At 73.6% G+C, this 21,331-nt stretch carries 21 protein-coding genes and 1 pseudogene; 8 read left to right on the top strand and 14 right to left on the bottom strand.

Annotated elements, in window-relative coordinates; translation table 11 throughout:
• Nucleotides 1–11 precede the first annotated feature (11 nt).
• Nucleotides 12–512: a MarR family winged helix-turn-helix transcriptional regulator gene (locus GGE06_RS36355; RefSeq protein ID WP_116163344.1), complete on the bottom strand. Its 501-nt coding sequence runs from the start codon at nt 510–512 to the stop codon at nt 12–14.
• 39 nt (nt 513–551) lie between these two features.
• Here GGE06_RS36355 and GGE06_RS36350 point away from each other — a divergent pair, with 39 nt between their 5' ends.
• The 3 genes from GGE06_RS36350 to GGE06_RS36340 are packed head-to-tail and all read left to right on the top strand — an operon-like array spanning nt 552 to nt 4,087.
• Nucleotides 552–1,820: an MFS transporter gene (locus tag GGE06_RS36350; protein WP_184932788.1), complete on the top strand. Its 1,269-nt coding sequence runs from the start codon at nt 552–554 to the stop codon at nt 1,818–1,820.
• 51 nt (nt 1,821–1,871) lie between these two features.
• A complete protein-coding gene (locus GGE06_RS36345) occupies nt 1,872–3,353 on the top strand; it encodes a hypothetical protein (protein ID WP_116163339.1) in 1,482 nt (493 codons plus the stop codon).
• The gene (locus tag GGE06_RS36340) at nt 3,350–4,087 is read left to right on the top strand and encodes a Type 1 glutamine amidotransferase-like domain-containing protein (protein ID WP_184932787.1); all 738 of its coding nucleotides are present in this window, start codon (nt 3,350–3,352) and stop codon (nt 4,085–4,087) included. The genes GGE06_RS36345 and GGE06_RS36340 overlap by 4 nt, the downstream gene beginning before the upstream one ends.
• On the opposite strand, the gene GGE06_RS36335 is transcribed toward GGE06_RS36340, so the two are convergent.
• The 6 genes and pseudogenes from GGE06_RS36335 to GGE06_RS36310 form a co-directional block, all read right to left on the bottom strand.
• Nucleotides 4,068–4,655 (bottom strand): hypothetical protein, encoded by a 588-nt coding sequence (locus GGE06_RS36335; protein ID WP_221518926.1) that lies wholly within the window; start codon nt 4,653–4,655, stop codon nt 4,068–4,070. The genes GGE06_RS36340 and GGE06_RS36335 overlap by 20 nt on opposite strands.
• Nucleotides 4,652–6,289, bottom strand: a complete 1,638-nt coding sequence (locus GGE06_RS36330; protein WP_184932785.1) for a serine/threonine-protein kinase — start codon at nt 6,287–6,289, stop codon at nt 4,652–4,654. The genes GGE06_RS36335 and GGE06_RS36330 overlap by 4 nt, the downstream gene beginning before the upstream one ends.
• Nucleotides 6,290–6,468: 179 nt before the next feature.
• A complete protein-coding gene (locus GGE06_RS36325; RefSeq protein ID WP_116163331.1) occupies nt 6,469–7,668 on the bottom strand; it encodes a S8 family peptidase in 1,200 nt (399 codons plus the stop codon).
• 284 nt (nt 7,669–7,952) lie between these two features.
• Complete coding sequence (locus tag GGE06_RS36320; RefSeq protein ID WP_116163329.1) at nt 7,953–9,110, bottom strand: RNA polymerase sigma factor; 1,158 nt, start codon at nt 9,108–9,110, stop codon at nt 7,953–7,955.
• Nucleotides 9,111–9,118: 8 nt separating this feature from the next.
• The gene (locus GGE06_RS36315) at nt 9,119–9,526 is read right to left on the bottom strand and encodes a YciI family protein (protein WP_116163327.1); all 408 of its coding nucleotides are present in this window, start codon (nt 9,524–9,526) and stop codon (nt 9,119–9,121) included.
• Between the two features lie 144 nt (nt 9,527–9,670).
• A pseudogene (locus GGE06_RS36310) lies at nt 9,671–9,799 on the bottom strand (MFS transporter); the annotation flags it as partial.
• 337 nt (nt 9,800–10,136) lie between these two features.
• Between GGE06_RS36310 and GGE06_RS36305 the strand changes: the two are divergent.
• A complete protein-coding gene (locus GGE06_RS36305; protein ID WP_116163325.1) occupies nt 10,137–10,898 on the top strand; it encodes a MerR family transcriptional regulator in 762 nt (253 codons plus the stop codon).
• Between the two features lie 87 nt (nt 10,899–10,985).
• On the opposite strand, the gene GGE06_RS36300 is transcribed toward GGE06_RS36305, so the two are convergent.
• Nucleotides 10,986–13,013: an ATP-binding protein gene (locus GGE06_RS36300; RefSeq protein WP_246532969.1), complete on the bottom strand. Its 2,028-nt coding sequence runs from the start codon at nt 13,011–13,013 to the stop codon at nt 10,986–10,988.
• Between the two features lie 334 nt (nt 13,014–13,347).
• Here GGE06_RS36300 and GGE06_RS36295 point away from each other — a divergent pair, with 334 nt between their 5' ends.
• The gene (locus GGE06_RS36295; protein WP_116163323.1) at nt 13,348–14,301 is read left to right on the top strand and encodes a terpene synthase family protein; all 954 of its coding nucleotides are present in this window, start codon (nt 13,348–13,350) and stop codon (nt 14,299–14,301) included.
• A gap of 27 nt (nt 14,302–14,328) precedes the next feature.
• On the opposite strand, the gene GGE06_RS36290 is transcribed toward GGE06_RS36295, so the two are convergent.
• A complete protein-coding gene (locus tag GGE06_RS36290; protein WP_116163321.1) occupies nt 14,329–15,252 on the bottom strand; it encodes a quinone oxidoreductase family protein in 924 nt (307 codons plus the stop codon).
• A 128-nt stretch (nt 15,253–15,380) separates the two neighbouring features.
• On the opposite strand from GGE06_RS36290, the gene GGE06_RS36285 reads away from it, so the two are divergent.
• Nucleotides 15,381–15,824, top strand: coding sequence for a MarR family winged helix-turn-helix transcriptional regulator (locus GGE06_RS36285; RefSeq protein ID WP_116163319.1), 444 nt, complete (start codon nt 15,381–15,383; stop codon nt 15,822–15,824).
• A gap of 9 nt (nt 15,825–15,833) precedes the next feature.
• Here the strand turns inward: GGE06_RS36285 and GGE06_RS36280 are convergent, their stop codons facing one another.
• Entirely contained in the window at nt 15,834–16,418 is a 585-nt protein-coding gene (locus GGE06_RS36280) for a TetR/AcrR family transcriptional regulator (protein WP_184932782.1), read from the bottom strand.
• Nucleotides 16,419–16,509: 91 nt separating this feature from the next.
• Here GGE06_RS36280 and GGE06_RS36275 point away from each other — a divergent pair, with 91 nt between their 5' ends.
• Both GGE06_RS36275 and GGE06_RS36270 read left to right on the top strand, forming a co-directional pair.
• Nucleotides 16,510–16,905 carry a nuclear transport factor 2 family protein gene (locus tag GGE06_RS36275; RefSeq protein ID WP_116163315.1) on the top strand — a complete coding sequence of 132 codons (396 nt, stop codon included), beginning with the start codon at nt 16,510–16,512 and terminating at the stop codon, nt 16,903–16,905.
• A gap of 59 nt (nt 16,906–16,964) precedes the next feature.
• Nucleotides 16,965–17,975 (top strand): zinc-dependent alcohol dehydrogenase family protein, encoded by a 1,011-nt coding sequence (locus tag GGE06_RS36270; protein ID WP_116163313.1) that lies wholly within the window; start codon nt 16,965–16,967, stop codon nt 17,973–17,975.
• 9 nt (nt 17,976–17,984) lie between these two features.
• On the opposite strand, the gene GGE06_RS36265 is transcribed toward GGE06_RS36270, so the two are convergent.
• The 4 genes from GGE06_RS36265 to GGE06_RS36250 form a co-directional block, all read right to left on the bottom strand.
• Complete coding sequence (locus GGE06_RS36265) at nt 17,985–18,776, bottom strand: bestrophin-like domain (RefSeq protein WP_116163311.1); 792 nt, start codon at nt 18,774–18,776, stop codon at nt 17,985–17,987.
• 159 nt (nt 18,777–18,935) lie between these two features.
• Nucleotides 18,936–19,877, bottom strand: coding sequence for a hypothetical protein (locus tag GGE06_RS36260; protein WP_184932781.1), 942 nt, complete (start codon nt 19,875–19,877; stop codon nt 18,936–18,938).
• Between the two features lie 102 nt (nt 19,878–19,979).
• Nucleotides 19,980–20,240, bottom strand: a complete 261-nt coding sequence (locus GGE06_RS36255) for a hypothetical protein (RefSeq protein ID WP_116163307.1) — start codon at nt 20,238–20,240, stop codon at nt 19,980–19,982.
• Between the two features lie 256 nt (nt 20,241–20,496).
• A complete protein-coding gene (locus tag GGE06_RS36250) occupies nt 20,497–21,324 on the bottom strand; it encodes a 4'-phosphopantetheinyl transferase family protein (protein WP_116163305.1) in 828 nt (275 codons plus the stop codon).
• Nucleotides 21,325–21,331: the final 7 nt, after the last annotated feature.

The raw sequence follows: 21,331 nt of genomic DNA, 5'->3' as shown, positions 1-21,331 counted from the left end.
CGGCGGGGGACTCAGCCGTCGCTCGCCCTCAGCGTGAGGGCGAGTCGCTCCAACAGGTCAGCGAGGTGGGCCTGTTCGTCCGTGCCGAGCCCGGCGAGGAGCCGGCGCTGGTTGTCGAGGTGGACGGCGATGAGTTCGTCGGTCAGGGCGACTCCTTCGGCGGTGAGGGTGATGAGGCGTCCGCGGGAGTCGGCCTCGTCGACGGTCCTGGCGACGAGGCCGCGGGCTTCGAGCCGGTCGACGCGCTTGGTGATGGCGCCGGTGGTGACGAGGGCGGTGCGGCTGAGGTCGCCCGCGGACAGGGCGTACGGCTCGCCGGCGCGCCGGAGTGCGGCGAGCAGGTCGAAGTCGCCGCTTCCGAGGCCGGCGGCTGCGAAGGGCGGGCGCAGTTGCTGGTCGAGCGCGTGGGTGAGCCGGAAGAGCCGGCCGATGACGAGCATCGGCGTCGCGTCCAGATCGGGGCGCTCTCGTTTCCATTGATCGACGATGGCGGCGATGGCGTCGGACTCCATCTCTTCACTCTATCTTCCACGGATGATAAATTATCTTCCGTGGAAGATACCCGCGTTTCCGAGGCCGCGCAGCCGGCGGTCCCGACCTCCCCCGGCGCCGTCCCCGCCCGGCGCCGCCTGATCGCCTCAAGCCTCGCGACGTCGATCGGCGACGGCATCTACGTACCCCTGACCATGCTGTTCATCCACGGGCTCACGGGCCTGTCGCTCACGTCGATCGGCGCGGGCCTCACCATCGCGGGACTCAGCGCACTGGCCTTCATGCCCGCCGCGGGCATCCTCATCGACCGCTTCGGCGGCCGTCGCGTGCTCATCGCCGTGCTCGCCCTGCGCGCGCTCGGCTTCGCCGCCTACCCGTTCGCCGACTCCTACCCGGCCTTCCTGGCGATCGCCCTCGTGGTGGCCGTGGGCATGTGGGCGTCCTCCCCGAGCCAGCAGTCCCTCATAGGCGACCTCGCCCAAGGCGCCGAGCGGGACAGGCTGCTGGCCTGGGACCGCAGCCTCCGCAACGCCGGCATGGGCTGCGGCAGCCTGGCGGCGGCCGGCATGCTCGCGTGGAACGGCACCACCGGCTTCATCGTCGCCGCCGAGTCCCTGGCCGCGGTCTTCGCCGTCGCCGCCGTCCTGGTCGCCCGGATCCCCCAGGTCCGCAGCGCCGCCAAGCGGGCGGACACGCGCGGCGGATACCGGCAGGTCCTCGCCGACCGCCCGTACCTGCTCATCACGACGGCCAACTTCCTCATCGCCTTCGGCTACACGACCCAGGCCATGGCCCTGCCGGTCTTCCTCACCCGGGACGTCGAGATGCCCGACGCCCTGGCCGGCGCCGTCTTCGCGGTCAACACCGTCCTGGTCGCCCTCCTCGGCGTACCCGCCGCCCGCCTCACCTCACGCGGCAGACGCACCCGTACGGCAGCCCTGGGCGCGGCCACCTTCGCGCTCTCGTTCGCCGCCTTCGCCGCCCTCCCCCACCTGGCCCGCGGCGCGGACGCCCTCGTCGCCGTCCTGGCGGTCGCCGTGCTCTACACCGCCGGCGAACTCGTCCACTCCGCCCCCTCCCAGAGCCTGTCCGTCCAAGCCGCCCCCGACCACCTCCGGGGCCGCTACCTCTCGGTGTACCAGCTCTCCTGGTCGGTCTGCCGCACCATCGCCCCCATGCTCCTGGGCTTCCTCCTCGACACGGGCCCCTGGCACCTGTGGACGGTCCTCGCCCTCCTGGTCCTGACGGGCGCGGCGATCCTCCTCACCGCCGAACGCTCCCTCCCGTCCCACACGAACCTCCCCGGCACCCGTACCCCGGCGATATGAGCTGGACCCGGCGGTCACTCCTGCTGTTGCATCGGGCCGTGGAAGGGCCGGGTGGATCGGGTCGTCGAGGAGGAACGGGTGCGGGACGCGCTGCTGGGGCTGGCCGGGAATCCGGCCCTCACCGACGAGCTGTTCGCCCGGCTGGTGGCGGACGGCGACGAGGACGTCCTGTACGCACTGGCCGGTCGTGAACAGCTGACCGCCCCTCAGGTCAGGGCGCTGCTCGGCGTCGGCGACCCGGCGGTCACGAGGTACCTGGTGCGCACCGGTCTCGTTCCGTGGTCCGCCGTTCCCGAAGACCATCCGGGACGGGCACTGGACGCGGTGATCGGCGGGACGGCTCCCCTCGACACCTGGTGGAAAGCTGCCGCCGATCCCGATCCGGGGGTACGGAAGGAGGTCGCGTACGAGGCCGACGCGCCCGCCGCGGTGCTCGCCGCCCTCGCCCACGACGCGGACCCCGGGGTCGTACGGGGCGCCGCCGGGAACCCGTGCCTCCCGCCCGCGCTGCTCCCCGGACTCGCCCGTCACCCCAGCACCGTCGTACGGGAGGCCGTCGCCGGCAACGAGAACGCGCCCGCCGCGCTGCTCGCCGCGCTCCTCGCCGACGGCGGTCAGCCGGCACCGACGCGCTGCGGCGCCTGCCACCGGCGCGAAGCCGCCTGCCCCGACCACGCACCCGGCGTGCGGCGCGTCCGGCTGGCGGCGGCCGCACATCCGGCCGTGCCACCGGCGGGACTCGCCGCCTTCCTGGACGCTCCCGAAGCCTGGACGTTCGCGGCCCGCACCGACCTCCCGCCCGGGTTCCTCGACCGGCTCGCCGAACACCCCGACGCCGACGTCCGCGCCGTGGTCGCCGCCAACCCCGCCGTCCGTGAAGCCCTGCTGCGTACGCTCGCCGCCGACCCGGATCCGGAGGTCCGCCGGGCCGTCGCCGAGAACCCGGCCGTCCCGCTCGACCTGCTCGTCACCGTCGCCGCGCACGAGCGGCTGCCCGACGAGCCCGCGCCCCGGGTCGAATCGGCCACGGAAGCCGAGCTCCGCTCCCTCGCCGGCAGTCGAGTGGCGCAGGTCAGGGTACTCGTCGCCGACCGGACCCGGCTGCCGGGCGACCTCGTCGAGCGGCTCGCCGCCGACCCGGACCCCGGGGTGGCCCGGCGGATCGCGGCCCGCCCGGACCTCGCCCCCGAACAGCTCGCCGACCTCGTGGAGCGCCACGGCCCGCCGGTCTTCAGCGCTGCGGCCCGCCACCCGGGCTGCCCCGCCACCGTGTTGCACCGCGTGGCGGCGCACCCGACCACCGGCCGTCGCGTCCTGCGGGACATCGCCCGCCACCCTGCCTCCCGCGCGGAGACCCTGCTGCGCTGCCTGGCGGCCGAGGACCCGGACGTACGGCGGTACGCGGCCACCCACCCGGCCCTCCCGGTCACGGTCCTGGAGTCGTTGCTCCACGGCCCCGACGAAACCCTCGCGCTCGCGGCCGCGGAGAACCCGGCCCTGCCGGAGACACTGATGAAACGGATCGTCGAATGAGCCAGGATTCCCGCACCGAGCGCCGGTTGGCACTTCTCGGAGGCGGTTTCTCCACCGACGACGACGGGCTGCTCGACGACTGGGTGCTCGGTCAGGTGCGGGCCGCTCGGCCCAGAGTCTGCTTCGTGCCCACGGCCAGTGGTGACGCCCCCGGCTATGCCGAGCAGTTCCTCGCGGCGTTCCGACCGCGCGGTGGTGAGCCCAGTGTGCTTCCCCTGTTCCGGCGCGAACTCGACGACGACGCCCTGCGGGCCTTCCTGCTCTCTCAGGACGTCGTGTACGTGGGCGGCGGCAACACCGCGAACCTGCTCGCGGTGTGGCGGGTGCACGGCGTGGACCGGCTGCTGCGCGAGGCCTACGACCGCGGGACGCTGCTGTGCGGGATCAGCGCCGGCGCGAACTGCTGGGCCGACGGCTCGCACACCGACTCGTTCGGGCCGCTGAGGCATCTGTCCGACGGGCTCGGCCTGCTGACCGGCTCGGTCTGTCCGCACTACGACAGCGAGCCGGGGAGGCGCGCGTCCTATCGGGCGGCCGTGGCGGACGGTGCGCTTCCCGACGGGTGGGCGGTGGAGGACGGCGTCGGGGCGCTCTTCACGGACGGAGTGCTGACGGACGCCGTCAGCCGGGCCCCGCGGGCTCGGTTGTACCGGGTGGAGTCGGACGGGGAGGGCGGAGCGACGGAACGGGGTCTGCCCTGTCGGCCTCTCGGGATCAGTCGCAGCGGTACGTGAAGGTGCCCTCCGCCGTGTGGGTGGTGGGGGACGTGATCACCAGGCGAGCCACGGCGTGGTGGGTTCCTCGCCCCTGGAAGGTCCACAGGAGGTGCAGTCGTGCCTCCTTCTGGCCGCGGGCCAGGGTCTCCCGCAGGGGCGCCGAGCGGGTGCCGTCGCTGCGTTCCCAGTGGTACGCGAGGGTGCCCCTGCGGCCGTCGGTGCGTACGACGCCCAGCACGTTCGCCGTGCCGTCGCAGCCCAGCGGGCCTTCGGGAGCCGTGACCGCGACGTCCCGCACGGAGACCCCGGGGCCGTACTCGCGCCAGGCCAGGAGGGCCAGGGCGACGAGGAGGATCAGGGCCGCCGGCACGTACCGGAGCGACCGTCGCCGGCGGCGTGGTGGTGGGGTGCCGTGCCAGATCTGGGCCGCCGTCGGGGTGTTCCCGGCTCGTCGGGCGGCGGCTGCGGTCACCCCCGGGCCGAAGCGGAGGACTTCGCCCTCCACCCGGTCGGGCGTCGGGTCCTGTGTCGGGCCCTGGAACCAGTGGCTGCCCAGTTCGGTGGCGCTGTAGTCGTCGTCGTTCACGTGATCACACACCGTCGGATGAAGGTCTGCTGCAGGGAGCCGCCGTTCGCGGCGGGAGGGTCCGTGGTCGCGCGCACTCCCCAGTAGCAGCCGGCGCCCCGGACCACGTGCGGAAGCGTGAGGGTGTACGTGTCGGCCCCTTCGCGACGGAAGGTCTCCGAGCCGTCGGGTGTGCCGGGAACGCCCTTCTCGTCGCCGGTGAACCACTCGACGAGCAGCGTCACCGGACCCGGTCCGTCCGTCGTGATCTCGACGGTGGCCTCCGCGTCCGTCGGCCCGATCTGGCGCAGGCTCGTGACGGAGACCGCCGTGACCGAGACCGGCGGCGGCGTCGTCGGTGCGGTTGTCGGCGGCGTCGTCGGCGGGGTCGTGGGCGGAGGGGGTGGCTCCGTGGTCGTCGTCGTGGTCGTGGGCGGCGGTGGTGACGTGGTCGCCGGCCCGGTCGTCGACTCGGTCGTCGGTGCGGATTCCGGGGGCTCCGTCGAGGCCTGGGGCTCCTCCGTCGTCGGCATCGCCGTCGCCGTCGGCGTCGCACTCGGGTCCGGTGGGCGGGCGCTCGGTGAGGTGTTCGTCGTCGCCACGGCCTGGGCGGCCTCGTCCCCGGTCGTCGACGCTCCCCCCGCCCGCGCCGCGAGAGCGAGGAGGAGCGCCAGGACGAGCGACGCCGCAGCCGCCGGCAGCCCCCGGGGGAGGCGTCGCCAGAGGCGTGGCGGCGGGTCGGGCAGGGTCGTCGTGGCGAGCGCGGTCGTGCCCTGGGCCGTACCTCCCGAGGAGGGGAAGAGCAGTGGCAGGAGTGCGGCCAGGGCCGCGAGCCGGCCGCGTCCCCGCTCCTCCCAGTCCGGTCCGTACGCGGCGGTGGCGACCGACTCCAGTTCGCTGACGAACGCGTCCGCGTTCTCCGGCCGCTCGTACGGCGACTTGGCGAGGCCGCGGCGGATGAGCGGGCGCAGCGGCTCCGGGGCCTGTCCGTCGGGTACGGGTGCCTCCAGGTGCTGGAGGGCGAGTTCGGCGAAGTTGTCGCCCGCGAAGGGCTTGCGTCCGGTGAGGCACTCGAAGAAGGTCGCGGTCGCCGCGTAGACGTCCGCCGCGGGCGAGGCGGGGGCGCCGTTCCACTGCTCGGGTGCCATGTAGGCGGGTGTTCCGGCGATGCCGGCCCTGGTGTCGCGTCCGGCCGCGATGCCGAAGTCGACCAGCTTGGAGGACCCGTCGGCGGCGACGAGGACGTTCTCGGGCTTGTAGTCGCGGTGGACGACGCCCGCCCGGTGTGCGGCGGCGAGGCCGAGGAGCGAGCCCTTGAGGACCGCGAGGGCGGCCTCGGGGCCGGTCGAGCCCTCCCGGGCGAGGAGGGCGCGCAGCGCGACGCCGTCCACCAGCTCCATGACGATGGCCGCCCCCTGCGGCGCCTCGACGTACTCGTAGAGGCCGACGACGTGCGGCGTGTGGAGGGCACCGAGGAGCCGGGCCTCGGAGCGGAAGCCGCGGACGAACGACGCGTCCGAACGGAGCCGCTCACTCAGGTACTTGACGGCCACCGGCATGCCGGTGGCGTCGTGGGTGGCCAGCGTCACGCGTCCGCTGCCGCCCGCGCCCAGTTCCCGGGTCTCCGTGTATCCCGGGACCACCCATGCGCTCATCCGCGTCCCCCCTCGGCGCCGTGGCGGCCTTCCTCCACAGGGACAGATTCTGGCCACGGCCGGTTCCCGGCGAAAGGGGGGAAGTCGGTGTTTGTCGGCGGTACGCGCGAACAGCGCGTACGGACAAGGGGATGGCCCCCACGCCGTGGGGGCCATCCTTGCTGCTTCTCACCACTCGGTTACGGCGTGACCTTCAGCAGCTTGTTCGCCGTGCCGGAGGTGGCGTTCTTGATGGCGTCCGGCGTGGCCGCCCCGGTCAGCGCCTCGGCCGTCTCGGCGGGCGTCGCCGACGGGTGGGCGGCCAGGTAGAGGGCCGCGGCGCCCGTCACGTGCGGCGTGGCCATGGACGTACCGGAGATCGTCTTGGTGCCGGTGTCGCTGTCGTTCCAGTCCGACGTGATGTCCGAGCCGGGGGCGTACAGGTCCACCACCGCACCGAAGTTGGAGAAGTCCGACTGCTCGTCGTCCTTGGTGCTGGAGGCGACGGTGAGGGCCTCGGGCACCCGGGAGGGCGAGCCCTGGCCGGCGTCCGAGGACTCGTTTCCGGCCGCGACGGCGAAGGTCACACCGGAGTCGATGGCGCGCTTGACCGCGGCGTCGAGCGCCTCGTCGGCGCCGCCGCCGAGGCTCATGTTCGCGACGGAGGGACCGGAGTGGTGCTGCGTCACCCAGTCGATGCCGGCGACGACCTGCTCGGTGGTGCCGGAGCCGTTGTCGTCGAGCACCCGGACGGCGACGATCTTCGCCTTCTTGGCGACACCGTGGGCGGTGCCCGCGATGGTGCCCGCGACGTGGGTGCCGTGGCCGTTGCCGTCGTCGGCCGAGTCGTCCTTGTCCACGGCGTCGAAGCCGTGGGTGGCGCGTCCGCCGAAGTCCTGGTGGGTGATCCGGACGCCGGTGTCGATGACGTACGCGGTGACGCCCTCTCCCCCGCCGTCGGGGTAGGTGTACTTGTCGTCGCCGGCCGTCTCGGTCTGGTCGATCCGGTCCAGACCCCAGGACGGGGGCTTCTCCTGCGTCTCGTTGATGGTGAAGCGCTTGTTCTGCACGACGGTCCCGACGGCGGGGTCGGCGGCGAGCCGCTTGGCCTCCTGGACCGTCAGGCCCGATGCCGAGAAGCCGTTGACCTCGGAGCCGTACGAGCGCTGGAGGGTGCCGCCGTACTTCTTCGCGAGCTCCGCCTTGTTCGCGGATGCGTCGAGGATGACGACGAAGCTGCCGTCGACGGCGCCGGGGGCGCCGAGTCCGTACACGGTCCCCTCGGCCGGGGTGGCCGCCCCGGCGAGGTTGCCGGCGAGCAGCGCCGTGACGGCCGCGGCTGCGACACCCGCGGCTATGGACGCATTGCGAAAGCGCTTGGATCGCTTGTGAGTTGCCATGAAAGAGGTTCTCTCCTCGTGTTGACGTGTGGGGCGTCAAACGTTCGAGAGAACCCTGTGCGGATTGGCAGGAGCAAATCAAGTGCGAACCGGGGGTACGGGTTATTCAACAAGGTTTCTGAATAAGCCCTCCGCATCGCCTCCACGTCGCACACGCCGCGTCGCGAACTCCTTCGTGAAATGGGCACGTTCACCGGAGATCCGTGCGAGGCGGGGCCGGTCCGCAGCACGGTGTCCCGTCGGCGACACGGGCCGGCGACACGATCCGTGTCGCCGGCCGGAGTTCAGGCGTCGAGGCCCGCGTGCAGACGGGTGTTGAGGCGGGCGGCCTGTCGCGTCAGGTGGTCGCGCTCCAGGAGGTCGGTCGCCTTCCCCGCCGCCTCCGTGTACAGACGCGCCGCCGTCCTGAGATCGCCGGCGCGTTCGTGGAGGTACGCCGACACCGCCGCGTACCGCGGAAGCGTCCCGTCCAGCTCCGCGAGCGCCGCAAGGCCGGCGCGCGGTCCGTCGGCCTCGCCCACCGCGACCGCCCGGTTGAGCCGGACGACGGGGCTGTCGGTGAGGCGGGCGAGCTCGTCGTACCACTCGACGATCTGCACCCAGTCGGTCTCCGCGGCCGTGGGGGCGTCGGCGTGGAGCGCGGCGATGGCGGCCTGGGCCTGGAACTCGCCGAGGCGGTCGCGGGCGAGGGCCGCCTGAAGGATCCGGACGCCCTCGGCGATCGCGCCGGTGTCCCAGCGGCCGCGGTCCTGCTCGGCGAGCGGCACCAGACCGCCGTCGGGCGCGATCCGGGCGGCGCGGCGGGCGTGGTGGAGCAGCATGAGGGCGAGGAGCCCCGCCACCTCCGGGTGGTCGCTCACGGCCGCGAGCTGCCGGGTGAGCCGGATGGCCTCGGCCGCGAGGTCGAGGTCGCCGGAGTAGCCCTCGTTGAAGACCAGGTAGAGGACGCGCAGCACGGTGGCGACGTCGCCGGGCCGGTCGAGGCGTGTGCCCGAGACCGTGCGCTTGGCCCGGCTGATGCGCTGCGCCATGGTCGCCTCGGGCACCAGGTAGGCCTGGGCGATCTGGCGGGTGGTCAGCCCGCCGACGGCGCGCAGCGTGAGCGCGACCGCCGACGAGGGCGTGAGGGACGGGTGGGCGCAGAGGAAGTAGAGCTGGAGCGTGTCGTCCACGGACGGCGCGGGGCCGGGCGCGGGCTCCTCCTCGACGAGGTCCTCGCGCCGGCGCCGGGCGGTGTCCGCCCGTGTCGCGTCGAGGAACTTGCGCCAGGCCACGGTGACCAGCCAGCCCTTCGCATCGCGGGGAGGGTCGTCGGGCCAGACGCGTACGGCCTCCACCAGCGCGTCCTGGACGGCGTCCTCGGCCGCCGCGAAGTCGGCTCCGCGGCGGACGAGGACGGTCAGCACGCTCGGTGTGAGGCTCCGGAGCAGGGCCTCGTCCATGGGATCGGTCACTCCGTGATGGTGGGCGGCGCGGCCATGAAGGGGCGCAGTTCGAGCCACTCGTGGATCGGCTTCCCGCCGGCCCCGGGGGCGGCCGAGAGCTCCCCGGCGAGCTCGAGGGCGCGCTCGTAGTTGTCGACGTCGATCACCATCCAGCCGGCGATGAGGTCCTTGGTCTCGGCGAACGGGCCGTCGGTGACCGGCGGGCGGCCCTCGCCGTCGTAGCGGACCCAGACCCCCTCGGGGGCGAGCCCCTGGGCGTCGACGAACTCTCCGGTCTTCTCCAGCTTGGCGGCGAAGTCGTGCATGTACTGCACGTGGGCCGAGATCTCCTCCGGCGTCCACTGGTCCATGGGCACGAAGCCCTCCGGGCACGGGGCGCCACGGTAGTGCTTCAGCATCAAGTACTTGGCCATGATGTTCTCCTCGGTCCTTGTGCGGCCATTCTGGTCGCTCTCACACCGGGGACGGAGCAGGACCCGGGTTCTCGACATCGTCGGCGAGATTGTTTTCCGGCGGGGTTACGGGCCTCCCGCACAGGTGCGCGGCCGGGAGGCCGCGGCGGCCGCGACGGCCATCGACCCGGTGAGGAGGAACCGGAAGGTGGCGTTCATACGGCCGAGCAGGTCGGCCGGGGTCAGGCGTTGGCGCAGGCTCACGCCCAGGACGTCGGCCGTCCCCGTCCGCACGGCGCACGCGACCCATCCGCAGCAGTCGGAGCGCCGAGCCGAGGTGGCCGGCCGCGGCGCAGACCATGGCGCGCGGTGCTCCGAGGAGCTGTACGAGCGCGCCGCCCGCTCCCCGCCCGGCCACGTCGGCGCCCTCCGCGCGGCCGGTCTCGTCTCGGCCCACCGGGCGGGGCGGCACGTACTGTACGCACGCACGCGCGTAGCGGAGGAACTCGTCGCGGGAGCGGGCCGGTGACGGTCCGGTCCTGAGGGTTGAAGCTGCCGTTGCGGCAGCTTCTACCGTCCTGACCAGGGCCGGAGAGACCGGCCCTGCGACGCACTCGTACGGGAGGCGGAGATGGACTGGCCGATCGCGGAGGTCGCCCGGATGTCGGGCGTCACCGCCCGGACCCTGCGGCACTACGACGAGATCGGCCTGCTGCCGCCGGCCCGGATCGCCGCCAGCGGCCACCGCCACTACGGGGAGGGGCAGCTCCTGCGCCTGCAGCAGATCCTCGTGCTGCGGGCCCTCGGCGTGGGTCTGCCCGAGATCGGGCGGATCCTCTCCGAGCAGGTCGACGAGGTGGAGGCCCTGCGCGGTCACCACCGGCGGCTGCTCGCCGAGCGGGACCGGCTCGACGCGCTGGCCGGCACCGTCTCCCGCACGATCGTCGATCTGGAGCAGTCCAGGAAGGACGGCACACCCATGAACGCGATCAACCGACCGGAGAACCTGTTCGAGGGCGTCGAGCCCGCTCTGTACGAGGAGAGTCTGCGCGACTTCCCGGAGCACGCCGAGGCGGTCGCCCGCCGGGTCACCGGGATGACCGCGCGGGACGTCGAGGCCGGGCAGCGCGAGCGTACGGCCTCGATGGTCCGGCTCGCCGAACTGATGGCCGCCGGCCTGCCGGCCGACGCCGCCCCCGTACGGGCCGAGACGGAAGCCCGGTACCGGGCCCTGACGGAGCTGCGTGCCGTCTCGGTCGAGGAGTACCGGGCCATCGGGCGCTCCTGCGTGGACAACGAGCAGTGGCGCGCCGCGTACGAGGCGATCGCCCCCGGCCTCGCCGCGTACCAGCGTGACGCGATCGAGGCGTACGCCGCGTCCAGGCCGAGCTGAACCGGGAAGGGGCCGCCGGCCCCGGGGTACGCCCCCTGGTCGGCGGCCCTCGCCGTCATGGCGGGGCGGCACCGTGCGCCGCCCGCGTCACCGCTGGGCCAGGCTCGCCGTCGCCGACGGGGTCTGCGCTCCGTCGCGCGGTACGGGGACGTGGGGGCGCGGATGGGGGGTCGGTGCGCCGGTGGCCGTCGCGGCGAGATCGAGGGCGGCGAGGAGGAGGCGCAGGGCACGGCGGGCCTTCGGGGCGTCGAGCCGGGCTTCGAGGTCCGCGAGGGCGCGTCCGGCGCGGTGCCGGGAGCGGCCGGTGCGACCGGCGCGGTGGTCGGCGAAGGCGCGGGCGTAGTGGGCGAGGGCCGTGGCCCACGCGTCGTTGGCGCAGTCGGGCTGTGCGAGCGCCCGGCGGGCGGTGAGGGCCGCCGCCGCGGGGGCGTGGTGGGCCTGCACCACCGCCAGGGCGGCGAGGCTCACCGCGGGCGAAGGGCCCCCGGGTGCGCCGCTGGGGGTGGTGTCCGCCGCCTGCCGGTAGTACTGGGCGGCCGCGGTGGGGGCCTGTCGCTGCCAGGCCAGGGTGCCGTGCACATGGGCGATGCGGCCGAGGAGGGCGTCGTCGCCGGAGAGCACGGCCGCGGGCCAGGCGAGGGACAGCAGGTGGTGTGCGGTGCGCGGGTCCCATGCCGCGCTGAGCCAGGCCGCGAGCCATCGGCCGCGCGCGAGGAGCGGGCTGTCGGCGGGCAGCCGGGGCAGGAGTACGCGCAGCCGGTCGCTGCCCTCTCGGGCGTGGTCGTGGACCGCCCACCAGAACCAGAGGTGCAGCATGGCCTCCAGGGCCGTCTCGGCGTGACCGGTCCCCTCCTCGGAGCGGTGCACGAGGGCCATCAGGTCGTCGTGTTCGTCCTGGACGGTCTCGAGCGCCTGCCGCTGGAGGCCGGTGTTCCACAGGGTCTCGGCGACGGCCGCGACGCCGCGGAAGTGGGCGGCGTGCCGGTCCCTCGTCACCGGGCGCTCGCCCGCCGCCGCGAGCCGTTCCGTACCGAAGTCGCGGGCGGCCCGGGCCATGCGGTAGCGGGGCGGGCGCACCGCACCGGCCTCGCCGAGCGCCTGGAGCACACCCGTGGCGCTCAGCATCGTCAGGGCGGGCGGCACGTCGTGCGGTGCGAGGTCGGAGCCCAGGCACACGAAGACCGCGGCGGCCTCCGTGAAGGGCCCGGCGAAGACGCTGAGCCGGCGCCAGACCTTGCGCTGCGCGGGTTCGCACAGCGCGTGGACGGCCCCGACGGCGGCGCGCATCGTGCGGTGCCGCAGCAGGAGCGGGGCCGGATCGGACAGCCGGCACTGACCGGTTTCGAGGTGGGCGACCAGCTCCTCCACCGTCCACTCCGCCAGGCGGCCCGCGGCGAGTTCGAGCGCCAGGGGAACGCCTTCGAGCAGACGGCAGACCCGGGCCACGGCGGCCGGGTCCGCTTCTTCGCTCCATCCGCGCTCCCGCGCGCGGGACACGAGCAGCTCCGCGGCGGGGGACGCACCCGCCTGGCCCGGCACCGGCTCCACGGGCAGGGGCCCCAGCCTGATCACCTGCTCGTCCCCGAGCCCGAGCGGCCGCCGCGCGGTCACCAGGACCCGTACCGCAGGCTCGGTCATCAGGAGCGTCTGCACCAGACCGATGCACTCCGTGTGCACGGGGTCGACGTCGTCGAGGAGGAGCAGCACCTCTCCGACGGGGACGGGGCGCGGGGGCTCTGAGGGGGCCGTACCCGCAGGGTCGGCTGGTTCGGTGTACGAGGTCCCGGCGGGGTCCGGCCCCGCCGGGTCCCACGGCAGTCCGGCGGCGCTCAACTCCCTCGCCACCCGCGCGGTCAGCGCCCGGCGTCCCACGGGGATGCCGTCGTGCCAGCGGACCCGCACCACCGTCCGCCCGGGGCCGTCGACGGGTGGCGTGACGGCGGCCTGGGCCAGCCGGCTCTTCCCCGTCCCGGCCGCTCCCGTCACCGTGACCAGCCGGTGTCCCGACACGGCGGCCCGGAGCGCGGCGAGCTCCCCGTCGCGTCCGACCAGGGCGTCACCGTCCCGGAAGCAGTCCACGAACCGGGCGTCGTGTCCCTCGCCCCGATTCCACATCTCCGGCACCGCGCACCCTCCAGATCTTCGCTCTCGCCCTCGACCCACCAAGATCGGGAGTCGACACAGAACCCGCAGGTCCCGAATGCAGAACCGTCACTGCACCGGGCGTCACGGCAACCCCAACGCGCTCCCCCGCCCATGGGTGGCGCGGACGGGGGACGAACCACCCGCCGCAATGAACGGGAGAACGCGTGACCGATACGGAGGTCACAATTCCATTGGCTTGAAAGCGATCTGACGAACGTTCCTGGCAGTTGATGATCAGTTCAAGTACTCTTCGAACGCGCCGGGGGCGTCAGGGGATCACCCGGGATCAGAACCTGGGGGGCCTGTGTCCAAAGCCACCACGCTCGACCTGCCGTTTCCGCCTCGCAGCAACCCGAACCAGGCATCCGTCGTACAGCGCCACCGGGACTGGCTCCTCCATCACGAGGGCCTCGCCGTCACCATCGAGCTGCCGGCGTACGACAAGTGGGACGTGCCCCGACTCGCCGCGTTCACCAGCCCGGACTCCACCGACGACGACCTCGTCCTCGCCGCGGACCTGCTCGGCTTCTATTTCCTCTTCGACGACCGGTTCGACTCGGAGCTCGGCCGCTCGCCGGCCCAAGTGGCCGAGATATGCACCCGTCTGACGGGCCTTCTGCACGGCGACGGGCCCGCACCCGGCGACCGCACCCCGGTCGAGCGGGCCTTCGCCGACCTCTGGGAGCGCAGCGCGCGCGGCATGTCGGCACGGTGGCTGGCCCGCTCCGCGTACAACTGGGAGTGGTACTTCGCGTGCCACCCCGCCGAGGCCGCCGGCCGGCTCACCGGGCGCCTCCCGGACCGGGAGAGCTATCTGGCGCTCCGGCGGGGAACTGCCGCCATGGAGACCCTCTTCGACATGGTCGAGCGGCTCAACCGGTTCGAGCTGCCGCAGGAGGCGCTGCACCACCCAGCCTTCCGCCGGATGCGCCAACTGGCCGCCGACATACCGTCGTTCACCAACGACGTGCACTCGTACGCCCAGGAGCTCGCCCGGGGTGACGTCGCCAACATCGTGATGATCGTCCGTGAGGAGCTCGGCAGCACCCCCGAGGAGGCGGCCGCCGAGGTGATGCGCGAGGCCCAGACGATGGTCGACCGGTTCGTGGAGCTGTCCTCCGAAGTCCCCGAGATCTGCGATCTCCTGGGCCTCTCCCCGACCGCACGCGAGGCGGCCCGCCGTTACGTCGACGGCCTCGCCTCCTGGATCGCCGGCTACCACCGCTGGGAGATCGACACGGGCCGCTACGGCCACTGAGCCCTCGCACGCCTCCGCCTCCCGGGCTCAGGGGACGAGAACGACCTTGCCCGCGTTCCGCCGGGACTCGACGAGTTCATGGGCGCGGGCCGCCTCGGCGAGCGGGATCTCGGCGCAGACGCGGGGCCGGAGCGCGCCGTCGCGGTGGAGGTCCCACAGCTCGTCGCGCCAGCGCGCGTACAGCTCGGGCTCGCCCCGGGCGATGGCCGCCATCTGGAAACCGATGACGGAGGCGCCGCGGACCAGCAGTTCGTACGCGTCGACCGTGCCGCCGCCCGAGCTGAACGCGACCAGACGGCCGCCGGGAGCGAGGGCCCGCACGGCGGGACCGAGGAGCTCGCCGCCGACCCCGTCGAGGACGACGTCGACCGGTTCGCCCCAGGACTCGTCCCCGTAGAGCACGACCTCGTCGGCGCCGAGGGCGCGCACGAACTCCGCCTTCTCCGCGCTGCCGACGGCCGCGACCACGCGGGAGGCCCCGCCCGCCCCGGCGTACTGCAGGGCGAGGGTGCCGACCGCGCTGGCCGCCGCGGTGACCATGACGGAGTCGCCGGGGCGGGGGCGCCCCGCCTCGTAGGCGCCGCGCGCCACGAGTCCACTGCGGACCAGGGCGACGGCGTCGACGGCGGTCGCCCGGTCGGGGATGCGGGAGGCCATCGCCTCGTGGACGAGGGCGAGTTCGGCGTAGGCGTGGGAGAAGCAGAGGCCGGTGACGCGGTCGCCCACGGAGAAGCCGGTGACGCCTTCGCCGACGGCGGCGACGACGCCGGCCACCTCACCGCCGAGCGGGCCGGGCTCGGCGGCCTCGCGCACCTTCCGTACGGCGGGCAGGGTGACTCCGACGGCCTCGTTACGGACCAGCAGCTCACCGGGGCCGGGCTCCGGCACGGAAGCCTCCTCGACGAAGAGGACCTCGGGACCGCCGGTCACCTCGTACCGGACACGACGCATGGGCACCTCCAGGGGAAACGGGGACGCGGGGACGCGGGACTCCCACCCAGATCATTGGGATCTCCAACGATTCTCACCATAAGGGCAGACCGTTGGGAAGTCCAATGAATTCGCGGTACTCTGCCTCCATGGCCCCCACGGAAGACCCGCACGCCCTGGCGCACATCCAGTCCCTGCCCAGTTGGCTGGTCGGCCGCGTGGCGGCACGCGGTCGGGGTCTGGTCGCCGAGGCGATCGCCGAGGAAGGGCTGAAGCTCCCGCAGCACGCCGTGCTCGCGGCGGTGTCCGAGTACGGCCCGGTCGCCCAGGCCGATCTGGTGCGCAGGCTCGGCTTCGACGCGAAGGACGTGGTCCTCCTGCTCAACCACCTGGAGAAGGCCGGCCTCGCGCGACGAGAGCCCGACCCGAAGGACCGCCGCAAGAACGCGGTGACGGTGACACCGGCGGGCGCACAGGTCCTGGCGCGGTGCGCGGAGCTGGCCGAGCGGGCCAACTCCGCGCTCCTGGCCCCGCTCAGCGAGGCGGAGGCCCGGCAGCTGATGGAGCTCCTGACCCGGGTGTACGAGGCGTAGCCCCACCCGTCACCGTCCGGGCCGGGCCAGGCCCGCGTCGATGATGTGCTCGGCGAGGTCGCGGGCCGCTGCGGCGGGCTCGACGTCGGGCCGGGTCGCGCCGGCGGCGAGGAGACCGTCGACGAGGATGAACAGCTGATCGGCCGCGAACGCGGGCCGCGCGTGCCCGAGGGCGGCGAACTCGTCCGCGAACAGGCCGTGGACCGTGCGCCGGTACTCCCTGGTGACCTCGTGACCGGGGTGCGCGGGATCCGTGAGCGCGAGGTCGGCGGCGAGGTACCGGCAGCCGTGGAAGTCCGGGTCGGCGGCGATCCGGCCGACCCGGTCGACGACCGCGAGGAGCCGGGCCCGGGGGTCGTCCCCCGCGGCGTCCATGGTGGCGCGGTACCGCTCCACGTCCTCGGCGGTGCTGCGGCGCAGCACCTCGGCGATGAGACCGTCCTTGCCGCCGAAGTGCTCGTACAGCGAACGGCGGGCGACACCGGCCCCCTTGAGGAGGGCGTCCACGCCGACGCCGACTCCCTGACTGTAGGTCAACTCCTGAGCGGCGAGCAGGAGTCGCTCGCGGGGGCCGGGCTTCACGGAAGTGTTCATGCAGAGATTCTGCGCCTGTTGACACGGTAGATCAACCGGTCTATCTATATCTCTCGTAGACCGAACGGTCTATCTCTTCTGAGGAGGCGTCATGTCCGTACGCACGACCGCCGAAGTCATCGCCCGTTTCAACCGCGCGTTCACCGACCGCGAGGCCGGTCTCCTGGCCGATCTGATCGCCGACGACTGCGTCATGGAGAGCGTCCAGCCCGCTCCGCGCGGGGAGCGGGTCTCCGGACGCGAAGCCTGTACGCAGTGGTGGACCGCCCTCGTCGACGACCTCGCCTCGCAGTTCACCCCTCAGGAGGTCATCGTGGCGGGCGACCGCGCGACGATCGTGTGGACCTACCGCTTCGGCGACGGCCCCGACCAGTGGGTGCAGGGCGTCAACGTCATGCGGGTGACGGACGGCCGGATCGTCGAGGCGCTCGGCTTCGGCAAGACGGCCGGAGAGGTACCGCTGGCCGCGGAGCCGGACGCCGCATGACACCCGGACACGTCGCCCGACTCCCCTGCCGTCCCCACCTCTTACGAAGGGCTCGACCCATGCGGAGCTACCACCTCTCGCACAGCGGCGCCGGACTCTCCGGCCTCTCCGTCCGCGAGCACGACATCCCCGCCCCCGGCCCCGGACAGGCCCTGGTCGCCGTGCGGGCGACGTCCCTCAGTTTCCGTGAGCTCATGGTGCTCGACGGAACGTACGTCCTCCCCGTCAAGCCGGACGTCGTCCCCGTCTCGGACGGGGCCGGCGAAGTCGTCGCGGTCGGTCCGGACGTCGACGCGGTACGCGTAGGGGACCGTGTCGCCGCCACCCTCTTCCCGTCCTGGCAGGACGGCCCGTTCGCCGTCGAGCACGTCGCCCAGCGCGGCGGCTCCCTGGACGGCATGCTCACCGAGTTCGCCCTGGTCGACGCGGACTCGCTCGTGACCGTGCCCGCGCACCTGACGTACGAGGAGGCCGCCACCCTGCCCTGCGTGGCGGTCACCGCGTGGAACGCCCTGACCGGCGACGGAGCCGGCGTCCGCCCCGGCGACACCGTCGTCGTGCAGGGCTCCGGCGGCGTCTCCCTCTTCGCGCTCCAGTTCGCCAAAGCGCTCGGTGCACGCGTGATCGCCACGACCGGCAGCTCCGCCAAGGCCGCGCGTCTGCGCCGGCTCGGCGCCGACGCCGTCGTCGACTACGCGGCGACCCCCGACTGGGCCGGTGAGGTCCGCTCCCTCACCGGCGGACGGGGCGCCGACCGCATCGTCGACGTCGCCGGGCTGCTCCACGAGTCCGTCCGCGCCATCGCCCTGGCCGGTACCATCGCCTGCGTCGGCTTCACCGGGAGGACCGCCCCGCCGCTCGACCCCCACGCCCTCTTCGCCTCCGGTGCCACCCTCCGCAGCGTGGCGGTGGGCAGCCGCGCCCAGTTCACCGAGATGAACGAACTGATCGGGGCACACGGGCTCCGCCCCGTCATCGACCGCGTCTTCCCCTTCGACGAGGCCGTCGACGCCTACCGCCACCACGCCGCCGGCACCGCCTTCGGCAAAGTGGTCATCCGCCACCCCTGAGGCCGTCCCTCACTGCTCCCAGTACTGGGAGAGCGCCCCCTCGCGGTACGGGGCCGGGCTCACGCTCAGTTCGCCGGCGAACGGACGGTCGAGGACGAAGACCAGGAGCAGGCTGAAGCCGATGAGGCCGGCGACGGAGGCGACGAAGAGGAGCTGGATCCGCAGCTTGCGCATGCCGTAGAGGAAGGTGAGCGGGACGAGGACGATCGCGCCGCCGAAGGCCAGGACCTGGAGCAGGGGCGGGAGTTCCTGCTCGGCCATGTTCAGGCGGGCGCGGCGCTGGGCGGCGACGTCGTTGAGGTGGGTGACGGCCTCCCGGTAGAAGACCTCTTCGCGCGGGGTGGCCGGGTCGTACGCCTGGAGGACGGTGAAGGCGGAGCGGAGGTGGCCCTCCGTGGCCCCGTAGCTCGGCTGCCCGGCGCGCATGCGGGGCCACTGGTCCTCGACGACCGCGTGGACGTAGCCGCTGAGGGCGGTGTCGAGGTCGGCGCGGACCGCGGGCGGGAAGGCGGCGGCGTCACGGGCGATGAGCGCGGCGTCGGTGGCCTCGCTGGAGACGATCGTCTGCGTGCTGTCGAGTTGGGTCCAGAGGGTGACGATGACGAAGGCGAGGATGATGCCGTAGATCGCGCCGAACATCCCCAGCGTCACTCCGACCATGTCGTTGTGCTCGCCCCGGGCCAGCGACGGATACCTGCGGCGGAGCAGCACACTGCCGGCCACGGCGAGGACGACGGTCCCGCCGACGGTGACCACGGCGAGGGTGAAGGTGCTGAAGTGGTTGAGGAGCCAGAGCGACATGTGCGGGGAGTCTAGGTGCGGTTCGCGGCCGTTCCCGCCCCGTGGCCGCGATCACGGTGAATGATCACTCGCCCGTGTCGGGAATGGAACACGCTGTCGTCAGGCCGCACGGCGCAGAGGCACCCGTCGGCCGTACGCGAGAGGCCTGTTGACCGCCTGTCAGAAACCCCCGCCGCAGCTGAATCCGCCGCTGTGCCCTCCGCTGAAGCCTCCCGTGCCTCCGGTGGCCGTGCCCCCGGACGGATTGCCCCGGTACGACGAGCCGCGCGGAGGAGGAGGAGGCGCGGTGAACGTGCGGTAGTCCTCGGAGAACCGGTCCCGCCACCAGCGCCCGAAGCCGACTCCCTCCAGTTCGCGCTCCGTCTCGGCGAGCGCCGGCCCGTCCCACAGGACGTCGGGCAGGTCGAGCTCCTTGAGCGCGCGGCGCAGACTCGCCAGGTCCACGCTCGGGCTCGCCTGCGGAGTCGCAGGAGCGGGCGCTTCCCCTCGGGGGACGTCGTGCCGGAAGACGTACACGGCGGATCGGTCCTCGTCCGTCACGACCGACCAGCCCCAGACGGCCCGCTCGGCGAGCCGCGCCCTGCGTCGCCCGGCCTCCTCCGCCCGCCGGGCCCGCTCCCGCGCCCGCGCGGCGGACTCCTCCTCCGCCACCCGGATCGCCCGCCGGATCTCCCGGCCCACGGGCTCGTACGCCTCGGCGGCCGCCCTCATGGCGTCCTCGTAACGCTGCCGGGTGGTCTCCCAGTCGTCGAAGGCGCGGCGTGCGGCGAGCCGCCGCCACCAGGGGACGGCCGCGGCCCGCCGGTGGGCCGCGGACAGTTCGGTGGTGATGCCGTCCACGGCGGTGACGTAGTCGAGGGCGGCCCGTACCCAGCGGTGGCACTCCTCCGCCGTGCTCGCGACGAGGACCCCGGTGGCGGACAGGGGACCCGCGGACCGTACGAGGAAGACGGAAGGCGCGCGTTCCCCGTCGAGCAGCCGGCGGAAGGAGTGCTCGTGGACACGGACCCTGCCGTGGAGCGGCTCGACTCGATCGCGTGCGTCCTGGGTCGGGTACAGCCTGCCGTGGTGGGTGAGGTACGGCAGTTCCCGGCGACTCATCGGCTCCACCCCCGCGCTTCCGTTCTCCTCAGCGTTCCCCCGCCGCGGGGCGTCGAAGCCCGCGTACGGTCCGTTTCGGGCGCGGTGGGGCCGCCTCGGGCGCTACGGGCCGACGACCGGCGCCGGGCCGACGACCGTCAGAGGGATGCCCAGGCCCTCGCACATCCGGCGGGCGCGGGCGAGCGCGCTGAGCGACGCGGGCGAGGGTTCCGTGGTGGGCAGCTGCATCCTGACCAGGCGCGGGCGGTGCGCGAGGAGGAGCGTCTCGATCTGCAGGGCGGCCGCGGCGCGACTGGAGACGTCCAGGTCGCGCAGGAGCGCGAGGTGCAGGACTCCGTCCTCGACCAGATGCCTGATGAGCATGGTTCCTCCTGCTGCGGATGCCGCTTCCCGCGCCTCGCCGCAGGACGCTCCGCTCCGTACGGGCACGGCGGAGGGCGGCACGAGCATTATCTGCGCAAACGTGCCCCATGGGCAGTTGTGGCGCGTATGCCGGAGGGTCGTGTGCATCGGCCGGGCCACGGCGGACCGCTGCCGCGGGGACGTGCCGCCCCGGCTCGGCAGCACGTCCTGAGGGGAGCGGTCCGGCCGGGATCGCACGTCGGGCGCCGCGCGCTCGTCACCGGCGCAGGGCCACGGCGGCGTGGTGGCCGTCCGGGACGGTGACGTCGGTGAGGAACCAACCGGGTGGGGCGGACGGGACCGGTCCCGCACCGACGTACTCGGCGGCCGGGTCGGCCCCGAGCCCGATGCCGAGCCCCTTGAGGTAGGCCTCCTTCCTGGTCCAGACACGGGCGAACGCGGCGGGCCGGTGGGCGGGGGTGAGGGCGGCGAGCTCCGCGGCCTCGGCGGGGTGCAGGACCTCCGAGGCCTCTCTGACGGTGTGCGCCGCCGGCACCCGCTCGATGTCCACGCCGACCGGTGTCGACGCGACGGCGATCAGGCTCAGCCCCTCGCAGTGGGACAGCGAGAAGTGCAGGCGCCCGTCGGTCAGTACGGGACGGCCGTGCGGCTCCCCGCAGCAGGGGCAGGGCGCCCGGGCCACCGAAACGGTCCGGGGCGCGACGCCCAGGTGGGCGCCGAGCAGGCGGCGCAGCCCGACGTGCGCGCACAGGTAGGTGGCGCGGTCGCCGGAGCGGCGGAACTCCTCGGCGCGGGCCAGTTCCTCGGTGGCCAGGACGAGGGGGGCGAACTGGGTGACGGTGTCCTGATGGGCCTCGGTGGCCACCAGCCACAGCTGCGGCCTGACCGGGCGGAGGCCGGGCAGCCGGGGCAGGGCCGTGGTCAGGGGCGGGAGCGTGGTCGGGATCAGCGGGCCGGCCGGAGGAGCCGGCGGGAGCGGCGGGGAATCCGTCCGGCCGGCCGGAGGAGCTGCCGGAAGGGGCGGAGAGTCCAGGGGGCCGGTGGGAAGAGCTGCCGGAAGGGGCGGGGAAACCAGCGGGATCATGTCTGCC

Source organism: Streptomyces nymphaeiformis, assembly GCF_014203895.1.
GTDB lineage: Bacteria > Actinomycetota > Actinomycetes > Streptomycetales > Streptomycetaceae > Streptomyces > Streptomyces nymphaeiformis.
The sequence above is the reverse complement of the archived record's forward strand: the minus strand, read 5'-3'. Positions and strand labels throughout refer to the sequence as shown.